The sequence below is a fragment of the Sedimenticola hydrogenitrophicus genome (assembly GCF_029017505.1).
Lineage (GTDB): Bacteria > Pseudomonadota > Gammaproteobacteria > Chromatiales > Chromatiaceae > Sedimenticola > Sedimenticola hydrogenitrophicus_A.
Genome location: NZ_JAQGEI010000020.1, coordinates 1 through 12,389, shown reverse-complemented (window position 1 = coordinate 12,389; position 12,389 = coordinate 1). Strand labels below are relative to the sequence as shown.

General features: G+C 63.8%; 13 protein-coding genes. 5 read left to right on the top strand and 8 right to left on the bottom strand.

Going from position 1 to position 12,389, the window contains the following annotated elements:
- Nucleotides 1-21 precede the first annotated feature (21 nt).
- The 7 genes from O9K64_RS13380 to ubiK all read right to left on the bottom strand — a co-directional run bounded on the left by O9K64_RS13380 (nucleotide 22) and on the right by ubiK (nucleotide 6,680).
- Nucleotides 22-288 (bottom strand): RNA recognition motif domain-containing protein, encoded by a 267-nt coding sequence (locus O9K64_RS13380; RefSeq protein ID WP_260295074.1) that lies wholly within the window; start codon nucleotides 286-288, stop codon nucleotides 22-24.
- 240 nt (nucleotides 289-528) lie between these two features.
- A complete protein-coding gene (locus tag O9K64_RS13375; RefSeq protein WP_275098582.1) occupies nucleotides 529-1,356 on the bottom strand; it encodes a 23S rRNA (adenine(2030)-N(6))-methyltransferase RlmJ in 828 nt (275 codons plus the stop codon).
- Between the two features lie 71 nt (nucleotides 1,357-1,427).
- Entirely contained in the window at nucleotides 1,428-1,787 is a 360-nt protein-coding gene (locus tag O9K64_RS13370; protein ID WP_275098581.1) for a hypothetical protein, read from the bottom strand.
- 120 nt (nucleotides 1,788-1,907) lie between these two features.
- A complete protein-coding gene (locus tag O9K64_RS13365; RefSeq protein ID WP_275098580.1) occupies nucleotides 1,908-3,827 on the bottom strand; it encodes an ATP-binding cassette domain-containing protein in 1,920 nt (639 codons plus the stop codon).
- Nucleotides 3,828-4,123: 296 nt separating this feature from the next.
- The gene (locus tag O9K64_RS13360; RefSeq protein ID WP_275098579.1) at nucleotides 4,124-4,579 is read right to left on the bottom strand and encodes a hypothetical protein; all 456 of its coding nucleotides are present in this window, start codon (nucleotides 4,577-4,579) and stop codon (nucleotides 4,124-4,126) included.
- A 275-nt stretch (nucleotides 4,580-4,854) separates the two neighbouring features.
- Nucleotides 4,855-6,366: a YifB family Mg chelatase-like AAA ATPase gene (locus O9K64_RS13355; RefSeq protein WP_275098578.1), complete on the bottom strand. Its 1,512-nt coding sequence runs from the start codon at nucleotides 6,364-6,366 to the stop codon at nucleotides 4,855-4,857.
- A 56-nt stretch (nucleotides 6,367-6,422) separates the two neighbouring features.
- Complete coding sequence (gene ubiK / locus O9K64_RS13350; RefSeq protein WP_275098577.1) at nucleotides 6,423-6,680, bottom strand: ubiquinone biosynthesis accessory factor UbiK; 258 nt, start codon at nucleotides 6,678-6,680, stop codon at nucleotides 6,423-6,425.
- Nucleotides 6,681-7,123: 443 nt separating this feature from the next.
- On the opposite strand from ubiK, the gene glnK reads away from it, so the two are divergent.
- The 5 genes from glnK to speA all read left to right on the top strand — a co-directional run bounded on the left by glnK (nucleotide 7,124) and on the right by speA (nucleotide 12,188).
- Complete coding sequence (gene glnK, locus O9K64_RS13345; RefSeq protein ID WP_335342295.1) at nucleotides 7,124-7,498, top strand: P-II family nitrogen regulator; 375 nt, start codon at nucleotides 7,124-7,126, stop codon at nucleotides 7,496-7,498.
- A 37-nt stretch (nucleotides 7,499-7,535) separates the two neighbouring features.
- On the top strand, nucleotides 7,536-8,813 hold the full coding sequence (locus O9K64_RS13340) for an ammonium transporter (RefSeq protein WP_275098576.1): 1,278 nt from the start codon (nucleotides 7,536-7,538) through the stop codon (nucleotides 8,811-8,813).
- Nucleotides 8,814-8,955: 142 nt separating this feature from the next.
- Entirely contained in the window at nucleotides 8,956-9,648 is a 693-nt protein-coding gene (locus O9K64_RS13335; RefSeq protein ID WP_275098575.1) for a GGDEF domain-containing protein, read from the top strand.
- A gap of 40 nt (nucleotides 9,649-9,688) precedes the next feature.
- On the top strand, nucleotides 9,689-10,165 hold the full coding sequence (locus O9K64_RS13330) for a DUF4124 domain-containing protein (RefSeq protein ID WP_275098574.1): 477 nt from the start codon (nucleotides 9,689-9,691) through the stop codon (nucleotides 10,163-10,165).
- A gap of 145 nt (nucleotides 10,166-10,310) precedes the next feature.
- The gene (gene speA, locus O9K64_RS13325) at nucleotides 10,311-12,188 is read left to right on the top strand and encodes a biosynthetic arginine decarboxylase (protein ID WP_275098573.1); all 1,878 of its coding nucleotides are present in this window, start codon (nucleotides 10,311-10,313) and stop codon (nucleotides 12,186-12,188) included.
- Between the two features lie 3 nt (nucleotides 12,189-12,191).
- Here speA and O9K64_RS13320 read toward each other — a convergent pair.
- Nucleotides 12,192-12,389, bottom strand: a 198-nt coding sequence (locus O9K64_RS13320) for a hypothetical protein (RefSeq protein WP_275098572.1), incomplete at its 5' end; no start/stop codon positions are given.

The following is a 12,389-nucleotide window of genomic DNA, read 5'->3' as shown; positions in this document are numbered from 1 at the left end:
TAGGCACATCCACCATTGCTGCTAGTCGTCGCTGCCTGGTTTTGCCTGCGGTGTCTCGGCCTTTTTCACCCGCATCCGGCTGCCGGCCAGCTCCTGCCCGTTCAGGCTCTTCATCGCCGCCTTGGCTTCCCCCGGCTTGGGCATGTTGACGAAGCCGAAACCCTTTGACTGGCCGCTCGCCTGATCCATCACCAGGGTGCAGGACTGCACCGTGCCGTACGCCTCGAACAGGGCGCGGAGTTCCGCTTCGGTGGTGCTACGGGCGAGGTTGCGTATCAGGAGTTTCATCGGGTCACCGTGTTTCGGAAAGTGCGCTGATTATACCCCGGTTAGGGCTCGCGCAAGAATAATTCCTTAGTACCGAGGGCGTCACTGGGCCACGCCGGCAAGGCACGCTTTGCAGGCAATGGCTGTTCCCTTGCCAAAAAGCGTAACGCAGGCGGCGGGGTCCAGGGGCGACCGAATACCGGAACTTATTTTTGCGCGAGCCCTTAGCGCCCGAGGAGCGGGTTTTGTCAGCGCGGGTCCTTATCCGGGCGTGAGCTGCCGGACCAGATAAAACCCCCGGGCGGGCGCCAGTTGCTGCTGCAGCAGCGGCAACAGTTCGCCCATCTGCCCGGGCAGGACCCAGGGCGGATTGATGGCAATGATGCCGCTGGCGGTCATGCCGCGCTCCCGGTTATCCGCCTGCATGCCCAGCTCGAATTGCCAGACATCCTTCAGGTTGGCGGCGCGCATTTGCTTGATCAGGCGCTCGATCCAGTCGCGCTGTACCACTGGATACCAGAGCAGGAAGGTGGCGTTGGCCATACGCTTGTACCCGGCCAGCAGCGACTCCACCACCGTCTGGTACTCACGCTTCACCTCATAGGCCGGGTCCATCAGTACCAGGGCGCGTTTCTGCGGCGACGGCAGCAGGGACTTCAGGGCATGGTGCCCGTCACCCTGTTCGGTGCGCACACGCCGGTCCCTGGCAAACAGCCGGGCGAGTTTCGGGTAATCGGTGGGATGCAGCTCAAACAGCCGCAGCCGGTCCTGTTCGCGCAGCAGGTCGGCGGCGATGAGCGGCGAGCCGGGATAGATCCGGCGCCTGCGGTAGCGTTCGATCAGCCCGCCATAGGGGGCAAAATCCGCCGGCAGTTCGGCGAGCCGCAAGGCGCCCGCGCCATCCGCATGCTCGTTGGTCTTGCGAACCATGGCGCTGTCGAGCGGATAGCTTCCCGCGCCGGCATGGGTATCGATATAGAGCAGCGGCCCCGGTTTCTGCAGCAGATACTCCAGGCTCCTGACCAGCACCAGGTGCTTGAAGACATCGGCGAAATTGCCGGCGTGGAAGGCGTGACGATAACTGAGCATGAAGGTACACCGGGAACGCTGGGTGGGGCGACAATGTGCACCCAAAGCGTCATTTTGGCAAGTGAGCCGGGTCAGAACCGGTCGTTTCGCACCAGCCACGCCTCCTCGGGTTCGTGACCGGCGTGCAGTGCCGCTTTGAGAAAGCGGGTCGTCGTGGCAATGGCCTGCTGGATTGCCTCACGCTCGGACCCGTAGGATATGCGAGTGGGATAATAGGGGGTAGCCTGCTCAGGTGTATGCACATGATGGCTGACTTCGAAATGGAACGGGGTATCCGGAATCATGGTGCTTTTGTATATTTTTATCTTCAGCTCCGGATGAAAGCGCTCGTGCTCCAGATCCAGCTGTAACTTTATTTCGCGAATCAAGACATAGGATTCCACTACCTCTTTATTCTCTTTAAGCACCCATACCACGTCATCAACGGACATTTTATTCTCCTTAGCTGCTGTCCCCGGATAATCGGCGAATCCACCTGGCGCTCGCCGATCCAGCTGTTGCGTTAGCGGTCATGATCCCGCCTCTGGTGATTTACTGCAAATCGTGGGCACTTAGTCCAGTTCGCCACTCAACGCGGTCTCGGCGCACTCCAGGGCCTCGCACGCCTCCAGCCACGCCTCTTCGGTCTGCTGCTGTTGCCGGGTGAGTTGGCTCTGGTCGGCCAGCAGCTGTTTCAGTTTGTCCTTCTGGCCGGACTCGTAGAGGGAGGGATCGGCCAGGGCGGTCTCCAGGATGTGCTGCTTCCCAGTCAGCTGCTCGAGCATTTTCTCATGTTGTTCCACGGCTTTTCTCAGCGGCTGAAGTTGCCTGCGCCGCTCCGCGTCGGCACGCTTGCGCTCCTTGCGGGCGCCGGCGCTGTGTTCGACGTCGCCGCCGTTTTTCTCCTGGCGCTGGTCGGCGTTGCGGTTGTCGGCCAGCCAGCGGGGGTACTCGTCCAGGTCGCCCTTGAATTCGTCCACGTTGCCGCCGTGCACCAGCAGCAATTGGTCGGTGGTGGTGCGCAACAGGTGCCGGTCATGGGAGACCACCACCATGGCGCCTGCGAAATCCTGCAGCGCCAGGCCCAGGGCGTGGCGCATCTCCAGGTCCAGGTGGTTGGTCGGCTCGTCCAGCAGCAGCAGGTTGGGCCGCTGGTAGACCAGCAGGGCCAGCACCAGGCGCGCCTTCTCGCCGCCGGAGAAGGGGGCCACCGGGCCGTCGGCGCGCTCCCCGGCAAAGCCGAAGCCGCCGATGAAGTCGCGCAGCGACTGTTCGGTCGCCTTGGGGTCGAGACGTAGCAGGTGGGCCAGGGCGCTCTCCTGCGGATTGAGCTGGTCCAGCTGGTGCTGGGCGAAGTAGCCGATCTTCAGCTCCTGCGCCGTCTCCCGCTTGCCGCCGCTCGGCTGGAGTTCGCCGGCCAGCAGTTTGATCAGGGTCGACTTGCCGGCGCCGTTGGGGCCGAGCAGACCGATCCGATCACCCGGCGCTAGGTTGAGTTTGACCCGGTCGAGGATCTGCCGCTCGCCATAACCGGCGCTGGATTCCAGCAGCTTGAGCAGCGGATTGGGGGTCTTGTCCGGTGTCCTGAAACTGAAGTGGAACGGCGAGTCGACGTGGGCCGGGGCGATCAGCTCCATCCGTTCCAGCGCCTTGAGCCGGCTCTGGGCCTGGCGCGCCTTGGTTGCCTGGGCGCGGAAGCGGTCGACATAGCTGCGGATGTGGGCCACCTCTCGCTGCTGTTTCTCGAAGGCCGACTGCTGGTTGGACAGGCGCTCGGCGCGAATCCGTTCGAAGGCGGAGTAGTTGCCGCTGTAGAGGGTGATGCGCTCCTGCTCGATATGGGCGATGTGGCTGGTGACGGCGTCGAGAAAGTCCCGGTCATGGGAGATCAGCAGCAGGGTGCCGGGGTAGCCCTTGAGCCACTCCTCCAGCCAGATCACCGCGTCCAGGTCGAGGTGGTTGGTGGGTTCGTCCAGCAGCAGCAGGTCGGAGCGGCACATCAGGGCGCGGGCCAGATTGAGGCGCATGCGCCAGCCGCCGGAGAAGCTGTTGACCGGATGGAGTTCCTCGCCGGGGCGGAAGCCGAGCCCGTGGATCAGCCGGGCGGCGCGGGAGCGGGCGGTGTAGCCGCCGATGGTGTCGAGCCGGGCGTGCAGTTCGGCCGCCCGTTCGCCCTGGTGGGCCAGCTCGGCTTGCGCCAGTTGCTGTTCGATCTGGCGCAGCTCCTGGTCGCCGTCCAGCACGTAGTCGAGCGCCTGGCGCGGGTCGGCCGGGGTCTCCTGGGCGACGTGGGCGATGACCCAGTCCCGGGGGCGGTAGAAATCCCCGGCATCGGCATGCAGCTGGTCGCGGATCAGGGCGAACAGGCTCGATTTGCCGGTACCGTTGGCGCCGGTGATGCCGACCCGCTGACCGGGATGGATGATGAAGCTGGCGTCGGCGAACAGCGGTTTTACCCCGCGCCACAGGCTAAGTCTGTCGAATCTGAGCATGGCGGCGGATTCTACCGCGTTCCGAGGCGGAGCGGGAGTGGTCTGGTTGGATGCATCGGGACGACGTCATCTAACTTCGGGTGGGGCGAGGATCTGCCTGCTTGCTTGCCGCGGCCGTTCCGGCCTCGCAGCACAGCTGCTTCAGCGTTCAGCTGCGCGCGAAGCTGCGCTTCGCAAGAGCTTGCCTCACCCATGGCCGCGGACACCCGTCAAACAAGCAGTCAGATCCTCTCTTCCAAACATTTGCACATTTAGATGACGTGGCCCTGCTGGATGCGCCGCCTGCGGAATCCGAATCAGGGGTTGGCGGGCGCTTGCAGGGCGTGGGCCGCCAGTTTGTCATAGCCCCGCAGCTGGTACTCGGCAATCTCGATGGAGCGGTCATACTGCCGGTTGAGCAGGGTGATAGCCTGTGCCTCGCCGCGTGTCCAGGCGCGGTCGGCGAACGCCTCGGCGAGGGCGATGAAGATGCGCTGGGTGTGGTAATGGGTCAGGTCGTCAGTCGGCTGATGGGCCTGCAGCCGGTTGAGTATCTGGAACTTGTCGAGCAGCTCGGCGTGATAGGCGCGGTTATAGAACAGGTTGGCGATGGCGGTTTCATCACACTTTTTAGCCACCTGGCGCAGCTGCGCGGGGGGGTATTCGGCACTGTGGGTAAAGGGGTTGTAGCAGTCATTCGGGTTGGCGGCGGAGCCGTTCAGACTGAACAGGCCACCGAGCACTCCCAGGATGAGCAGAATATGATAGTTCATGTGGCGCCTCCACTTCCGGCCGGCTCAAATTCAGTGTCGTAAATACTCACCCGGTCTGTAAGTGATTGGCCTGCCTTGCCGGCCTCACGCGATGGCTGGATCAAGATCGACCAACAAGTCAGGCCAATCACCCCGTAAGCATTGGTGGATAAGCCTACCGGCTTATCCACCACATTTTAATCACCCCGTGAGTAGTTACTCAGAGCCCTATCAGTCAGTGTAGTCAGTATCTTACGGTTCTGTGGCGAAAGGGTTACGGTGCGATGACAGCGCCGCTAATTCCGGCGGTCTTGGCGCCGGTAACCGATGGCTTCGCTGAGATGGGCGGTGTGGATGGTATCGGATTGCACCAGATCGGCAATGGTGCGGGCCAGCCGCAGGATGCGGTGGTAGGCGCGGGCGGAGAGGCCCAACTGGTCCATGGCGCGGGTGATCAGCTGGCGTGCCTCGGCGGAGAGGCCGCAGCTCTCGTCCAGCTGGCGCCCGGCCAGATGGCTGTTGGGACAGCCATTGCGCGCCAGCTGGCGTTGCCGGCACTGCTCCACCCGGGCACGCACCGTTTCGCTCGTTTCGGCAGCGGCGGGCTCGCTCTCCTGGAGCGCCTGGGCCGGCAGGCGGGGAACCTCGATGGTCATGTCGATACGGTCCAGCAGCGGCCCGGAGATGCGGCCGCGATAGCGCGCCACCTGGTCGCTGCTGCAGCGACACAGTTGCCCGCTGCTGTCACCCAGGTAGCCGCAGGGGCAGGGGTTCATTGCCGCGACCAGCTGGAAGCGGGCCGGAAACTGCTCCTGGCGGGCGGCACGGGAGATGGTTACCTGACCGCTCTCCAAGGGTTCCCGCAGTACCTCCAGCACCTTGCGGTCGAACTCCGGCAGCTCGTCGAGAAACATCACCCCGTTGTGGGCCAGCGAGATCTCCCCCGGTCGCGGATTGCTGCCGCCCCCCACCAGGGCGACCCCGGAGGCGGTGTGATGGGGCGCGCGGAACGGCCGCTGGCGCCAGTCGGCGGCGGAGAAGCCCTGACTGCTGATGGAGCGGATGGCCGCCGTCTCCAGCGCCTCCTGCTCGCTCATCCCGGGGAGGATGCCGGGCAGGCGGGAGGCGAGCATCGATTTGCCGGTACCGGGCGGCCCGATCATCAGCAGGCTGTGGCTGCCGGCGGCGGCGATCTCCAGTGCCCGTTTGGCGTGGGCCTGCCCCCGCACATCGGCCAGGTCGGGATGGCGGAGCCTCACCGGCGCGGCGGCAAAACCTGCCAACGCAGCGATGCCATCCCCCTTGATCAGGTGGTCGCAGACGGCCAGCAGATGATTGGCCGGAAACAGCGGGATCCGGCTCACCAGGGAGGCCTCGGCGGCGCTCCCTTGGGGCAGGATCAGGCCACGTCCGGCATCCCGGGCCGCCAGGGCCACCGGCAGGACCCCCCTGACCGGACGCAGGGCGCCGGAGAGGGCCAGTTCACCGATGAATTCATAAGGGTCCAGTGAGTGGGGCGGGATCTGGCCCGAGGCGGCCAGGATGCCCAGGGCGATGGCCAGATCGAACCGCCCGCCCTCCTTGGGCAGGTCGGCCGGGGCCAGGTTGATGGTGATGCGCCGGGCGGGAAATTCAAAGCCGGAGTTGAGCAGGGCGCCGCGCACCCGGTCCTTGCTCTCTTTCACCGCCATCTCCGGCAGGCCGACGATGGAGAGGGCCGGCAGGCCGTTGGCCAGGTGCACCTCGATGGTGACAAGCGGGGCGTGGATGCCGCTGCGGGCGCGGCTGTGCAGGGTAGCGAGGGACATGTTCACCTTCCGTGGCGGGTGTCGGGCCGGTCGTCACTGAGCGGCTTCCGTGGTCATCAATCAGCGGACTGTTTGGTCTCCGCTTCCAGGTCGGCGATACGCTGTTCCAGCACCTCCAGTTTCTCCCGGGTGCGCAGCAGCACGGCGCGCTGGATCTCGAACTCTTCCCGGGTCACCAGCTCCAGGTGGCCGAGGCCGGCCTCCAGTGCCGAACGCAGGTTTTTCTGCAGGTCTTCCTGTAGCAGTTGCAGACCGGCCGGCAGGCTGCCGGCCACCCGCTTGGCGAGATCATCTAAAAGCTTGGAGTCAATCATGGGCGCAAGATAGCGGGGGCGGGGGCGGTTGTCCAGTCCCGCGACGCGGGATGGTGGGACGATGTCATCTGAATTCGGGCGGGGCGAGGATCTGCCTGCTTGCTTGCCGGGACGCCGTAAACCCATCCTTGGGGGCTTGCCGTGGCCATCCATGGCCGCGGACACCCGTCAATCAAGCAGGCAGATCCATTCTCACAAGCCGTTGCGTGTTTAGATGATGTGGCCCTGAGTCCCGCGACGCGGGATGGCGGGCCAAGCCCTCGATTTTATTTGCACCAGATTGGTGCGTATATTTCGCGCAGCCTCTTCTTGGTGCGCCTTATTTGCCTTGTGATCTGTCTGGTTATTTTTATCTTATTGAATATAAATCAAAAATCACTGTTGGCACGGGAGCTGCAAAAGAGAGTGTAAGCCGGACCGGCTGGTTCCGGTCCATGGACTAAATGGCTCACCATCTCAAAAACAGCAGGAGAACATGTATGAAACTGGTTTCTGCAATCATCAAGCCGTTCAAGCTGGATGACGTACGCGAAGCGCTTTCGGAGATTGGCGTTTCCGGTATCACTGTCGTGGAAGTGAAGGGATTCGGTCGTCAGAAAGGTCACACGGAGCTCTATCGCGGGGCCGAGTATGTGGTCGATTTTCTGCCCAAGATCCGGGTGGATGTGGCGATTGCCGCCGACAAGCTGGATCAGGTGATCGAGGCGATCAGCGAGGCGGCCAAGACCGGCAAGATCGGTGACGGCAAGATCTTTGTCGCCAATCTGGAGCAGGTGGTGCGTATACGTACCGGCGAGACCGGCCCGGATGCACTCTGAACTCAAACAATAAGCTTTAAATATAGAGGTTAATGCTATGGAAGATATACTCAATCTTCGCTATGCCCTCGATACCTTCTACTTTCTGGTATCCGGTGCGCTGGTGATGTGGATGGCGGCGGGGTTCGCCATGCTGGAGGCGGGGCTGGTGCGCGCCAAGAACACCGCCGAGATTCTGACCAAGAACGTGGCGCTGTACGCCATCGCCTGCGTCATGTACATGCTGATGGGCTACGGCATCATGTACCCGGAGGGGGGTAACGGGGTGATTCCCGCCCTCGATCTGTCATTCATGTTCGGCGGCGACAACGATGCCGTGGCAGTGCTGGGTCAGGACCCGGCGGGCTGGTATGACGGTGACTACTACTCCGGCATGTCCGACTTCTTCTTCCAGGTGGTGTTCGTGGCCACCGCCATGTCCATTGTCTCCGGTGCCGTGGCCGAGCGCATGAAGCTCTGGAGCTTCCTGATGTTCGCCGTGGTGATGACCGGCTTCATCTATCCGATGCAGGGTTACTGGAAGTGGGGCGGCGGTTTCCTCGATGCACTCGGTTTCCAGGACTTTGCCGGTTCCGGCGTGGTCCACCTGGCGGGTGCCTCCGCCGCCCTGGCCGGTGTGCTGCTGCTGGGGGCGCGTAAGGGCAAGTATGGTGCCGACGGCGCGATCCGCGCGATTCCCGGTGCCAATATGCCGATGGCAACCCTGGGCACCTTCATCCTGTGGATGGGCTGGTTCGGCTTCAATGGCGGTTCGGAACTGGTGCTCTCCAATGTGGGCGAGGCGAATTCGGTGGCCGCGGTGTTCGTGAACACCAATGCGGCGGCGGCCGGCGGCGTGATCGCGGCCCTGCTGACCGCCCGCGTCATCTTCGGCAAGGCCGATCTGACCATGACCCTGAACGGTGCGCTCGCCGGCCTGGTGGCGATCACGGCGGAGCCCCTGGCGCCCAGCCCCCTGTGGGCCACGGTGGTGGGAATGATCGGTGGCGTACTGGTGGTGTTTGCCATCCTGTCGCTGGACAAGCTGAAGATCGACGATCCGGTCGGTGCCATCTCGGTCCACGGTGCGGTCGGTATGTGGGGCCTGTTGGCGGTTCCCTTCTCCAATGGCGACGCCACGTTCGGTGCGCAGCTGACCGGTCTGCTGGTGATCTTCGGCTGGGTTTTCGCTGCCAGCTTCCTGGTCTGGCTGGTGCTCAAGGCGACGGTCGGTATCCGGGTCTCCGAAGAGGACGAATACAACGGTGTGGACTTCAGCGAGTGCGGACTGGAAGCCTACCCCGAGTTTGTCGGCTCGCGCGGCTCCGGCATCTGATAACGCATCTCAATGCGACGAGTTGGGGCGCCCGGGTGGCGCCCCTTTTTTTTGTCCAGGGATGGCCGGGAGCGGTATTTTCTGCCCGGCTAGGGTTAACTGCTGCAAATTGATCATCTAATCCGTAGAATCGGTGACTCGGATGGTTCATCTTTTGGTTCACATGCACGGCAGAGACACGAAAAAACCGCAATGTCCCGTTGGCGAATGCCGCTGTGGACACATTGACGCGCTGATCGCCATGCGCCGCGAGCTGGAGGAGCTGGAGGAGCTGGTGTTGACCGATCCGCTGACCCGGCTGTTCAATTACCGGCATTTTTCCCAGGCCCTGGAGCAGGAGCAGGAGCGAACCCATCGCACCGGTCAACCCACGGCGCTGATCATGCTCGATCTGGACCGGTTCAAGGAGGTCAATGATGTGTGGGGCCACGAAGTGGGGAACCAGGTGCTGCGCCATGTGGCGGGGCTGATGGTCAGCCTGCTGCGCAAGATCGATATACCCTGTCGCTACGGCGGTGAGGAGTTCGCGCTGATCCTGCCCGGGACGCCGCTGCCCCGGGCGGTCAATGCCGCCGGGCGGCTGCGCGCGGCGATCGCGGCGTCCCCGGTGATGGTGGAGGGGGAACCCCTGTTTGTCACCGCCAGCATGGGGGTTAGCGTCTTCCTGCGGAACAGCCATTTGTCCGCAGATGCCTTTGTCAAACAGGTGGATGGCCTGCTGTATCAGGCCAAGGCCGAGGGGCGCAACCGGGTTGCCCATCCCGACCTGGAGAGCATGACACCCAAGGGGCAGGTGGGTATCGAGGAGAAAGCTGCACTCTATGGGGTGGATTGAGCGGCGGGGTGCTGCGCGGAGGGCGCGGGGAGAGACTGAAATGAAGGGACGAATTATCTGCATACTGGCACTCCTGTGGGGTGCGGTCGGGCTTCATCCGGCCCAGGCGGCGGTGTACCGCTGGGTCGACGCGGACGGCCGCACCCAGTTCGGTGACCGGCCCCCGCCGGACCGGCCCGCGGAGGAGCTGCAGCTCAGGCGGCGGCCGGCTCCCGGCCGGGATGCCGCACCGGCGACCGAAGAGCAACGCCGGGAGCTGCGCCAGAAGATGCTCGACGCCTACCGGGACGAGCGCGAGGAGAAGCGCCGGGCGCGGGAAAAACGGGCCGCCGAGGAGGCCCGGCGCAAGCTGGCCTGCGTCGAGGCGAAGAACCGGGTACGGGAGTACGAGTCCGCCGCCGGCCTCTATCAGCTGCAGCCGGATGGAACGCGCCGCTTCCTCTCGGACGCCGAGTTCCGCGTCTCCCTGCAGAGGGCGCGGGACGAGGTGAAGCGGCTGTGCCGCCAGGGCGGCTGAGTCGCCCGTCGGGCTGGCGCCGGTCCGGGCAGATTTTTTCCTGATTCCCTATATCATCGCTCTATATCATCCGGGCCGATCGGTTATCATACGCCCATCTTTTCGCCGCCTTGTAGCCTAGGTGCCCTGGCAGAGTAACTAGCCCATGAAACACAAGATACACATCGTACCCCAGGACTACGGGATCCACCGCTGGGGTGACGGATTCTTCGGCATCAACGAGCAGGGGCACGTGGTCGCCCGGCCGATCCGTGACGGCGATGTGGAGATCGATCTCTACCGCCTGGCCCATGAAGTGAAGAAGACGGGGCTGTCGTGGCCGGTACTAATGCGCTTTACCGATATTCTGCATGAGCGGGTCTCGGCCCTGTGCGGCTCGTTCGGCAGCGCCATGGAGGAGTTCGATTTTACCGGCAACTACATGGCCATCTACCCGATCAAGGTAAACCAGCAGCGCAGCGTGGTGGAAGAGGTGCTGGCCAAGGAGCAGGGGAGTGTCGGCCTGGAGGCGGGCAGCAAGCCGGAGCTGTCGGCGGTGCTGGCGCACGCCCCGCAGGGCGGGGTGATCGTGTGTAACGGCTACAAGGACAGCGAGTATATCCGCCTAGCCCTGATCGGCCTGAAGCTGGGGCATCGGGTCTATATCGTGATCGAGAAACTCTCCGAGCTGGAGCTGGTGCTGGCGGCGGCCGATGAGCTGGGCGTGGCGCCGCTGTTGGGCGTGCGGGTGCGGCTCTCCTCGTCCGGCACCGGTTACTGGCAGGACTCGGGCGGGCAGAAATCGAAATTCGGCCTCACCGCCATGCAGGTGCTGAAGCTGGTCAAGCGGCTCGACTCGGTGGGCAAGCTGGACCGGCTGCAGCTGCTGCACTCCCATATCGGCTCGCAGATCCCCAACCTGCGGGACATCCGGCGCGGCATGGGCGAGGTGGCGCGCTTCTTCGGCGAACTGCACCGGCTGGGTGCCGCGATCAAGGTGGTCGATGTGGGCGGCGGACTGGGTGTCGATTACGAGGGCACCAGCTCGCGCCACGACTGCTCGATGAATTACAGCATGGAGAGTTATTCGCGCGAGGTGGTAAAGGCGATCGCCCGCATCTGCAATGAGCAGGAGCTGCCCCATCCCATGATCTTCAGCGAATCCGGGCGCGCCATGACCGCCCATCACGCCATGCTGATGGTGAATGTGATCGACAGCGATCCGGCTCCGGAGACCCTGGCGCGGATTCAGCTGCCGGAGGATGCCCCGGAAGTGCTCTGTTCCCTGGCCGAACTGGTGGGGCTGGACGACTATTCGGTCACCGAACTCTACCAGGAGGCGCGTCACGGTCTGGAAGAGGCCCACGACATGTTCGAACGCGGGGTGCTGGACCTGGAGCAGCGGGCCCTGGCGGAGGGGATATTCAACACCATCTGCAGCCAGCTGATGCCCCGCCTGAGCAGCAGTTCGCGGCGTCACCGCGAGCTGCTGGATCAGCTGCGCGAGCAGCTCTCCGACCGGCTGTTCTGCAACTTCTCCCTGTTTCAGTCGCTGCCGGACGTCTGGGCCATCGACCAGGTGTTCCCGGTGATGCCGCTGCACCGCCTGAACGAGGAGCCGAAGCGTAGCGCCGTGCTGCACGACCTGACCTGCGATTCGGACGGCTGCATCGAGAACTATGTCGACCAGGATGGCGTGGAGAGCACCCTGCCGGTGCACCACCTGATCCCCAGCGAGCCCTACCTGCTGGGGATCTTCCTGGTCGGCGCCTACCAGGAGATCCTCGGCGACATGCACAATCTGTTCGGCGATACCGATGCGGTCAACCTGGAGTTGGATGACAAGGGCGGCTACCGCCTTACCCAGCCGGAGCGCGGCGATTCCGTTGACGAGCTGCTGCGCTATGTCCACTTCTCCCCCGAGGTGATGCTGGAGAAGTACCGGGAGAAGATGGCCGTGGCGGGATTGAGCGGGGAGGAGACCGAGTCCCTGTTCAGCGAGCTGGAAGCGGGCCTGCACGGCTACACCTACTTCGAGGAGTAGTCCTTATTTGATGGGGGCCCGATCGGAGCCCAGGGGCCGGCTCGGTTGCCGCTTGTCCCGGGTGGCGCTGGTGTGCCAGAAACCCTGGCGGATCATCTCCGCGATCTCGTCGGCGGAGATCGGCTTGCTGTAAAGGAAGCCCTGCATCTCGTCGCAGTTCTCCTTGCGCAGAAACTGCATCTGCTCCTCGTTCTCCACCCC

What these genes read in the sequence shown, in the direction of transcription:
- O9K64_RS13380 (WP_260295074.1), bottom strand. Translation starts at nt 288, where the DNA reads ATGAAACTCCTGATACGCAACCTCGCCCGTAGCACCACCGAAGCGGAA.
- O9K64_RS13375 (WP_275098582.1), bottom strand. Translation starts at nt 1,356, where the DNA reads ATGCTCAGTTATCGTCACGCCTTCCACGCCGGCAATTTCGCCGATGTC.
- O9K64_RS13370 (WP_275098581.1), bottom strand. Translation starts at nt 1,787, where the DNA reads ATGTCCGTTGATGACGTGGTATGGGTGCTTAAAGAGAATAAAGAGGTA.
- O9K64_RS13365 (WP_275098580.1), bottom strand. Translation starts at nt 3,827, where the DNA reads ATGCTCAGATTCGACAGACTTAGCCTGTGGCGCGGGGTAAAACCGCTG.
- O9K64_RS13360 (WP_275098579.1), bottom strand. Translation starts at nt 4,579, where the DNA reads ATGAACTATCATATTCTGCTCATCCTGGGAGTGCTCGGTGGCCTGTTC.
- O9K64_RS13355 (WP_275098578.1), bottom strand. Translation starts at nt 6,366, where the DNA reads ATGTCCCTCGCTACCCTGCACAGCCGCGCCCGCAGCGGCATCCACGCC.
- ubiK (WP_275098577.1), bottom strand. Translation starts at nt 6,680, where the DNA reads ATGATTGACTCCAAGCTTTTAGATGATCTCGCCAAGCGGGTGGCCGGC.
- glnK (WP_335342295.1), top strand. Translation starts at nt 7,124, where the DNA reads ATGGCTCACCATCTCAAAAACAGCAGGAGAACATGTATGAAACTGGTT.
- O9K64_RS13340 (WP_275098576.1), top strand. Translation starts at nt 7,536, where the DNA reads ATGGAAGATATACTCAATCTTCGCTATGCCCTCGATACCTTCTACTTT.
- O9K64_RS13335 (WP_275098575.1), top strand. Translation starts at nt 8,956, where the DNA reads ATGGTTCATCTTTTGGTTCACATGCACGGCAGAGACACGAAAAAACCG.
- O9K64_RS13330 (WP_275098574.1), top strand. Translation starts at nt 9,689, where the DNA reads ATGAAGGGACGAATTATCTGCATACTGGCACTCCTGTGGGGTGCGGTC.
- speA (WP_275098573.1), top strand. Translation starts at nt 10,311, where the DNA reads ATGAAACACAAGATACACATCGTACCCCAGGACTACGGGATCCACCGC.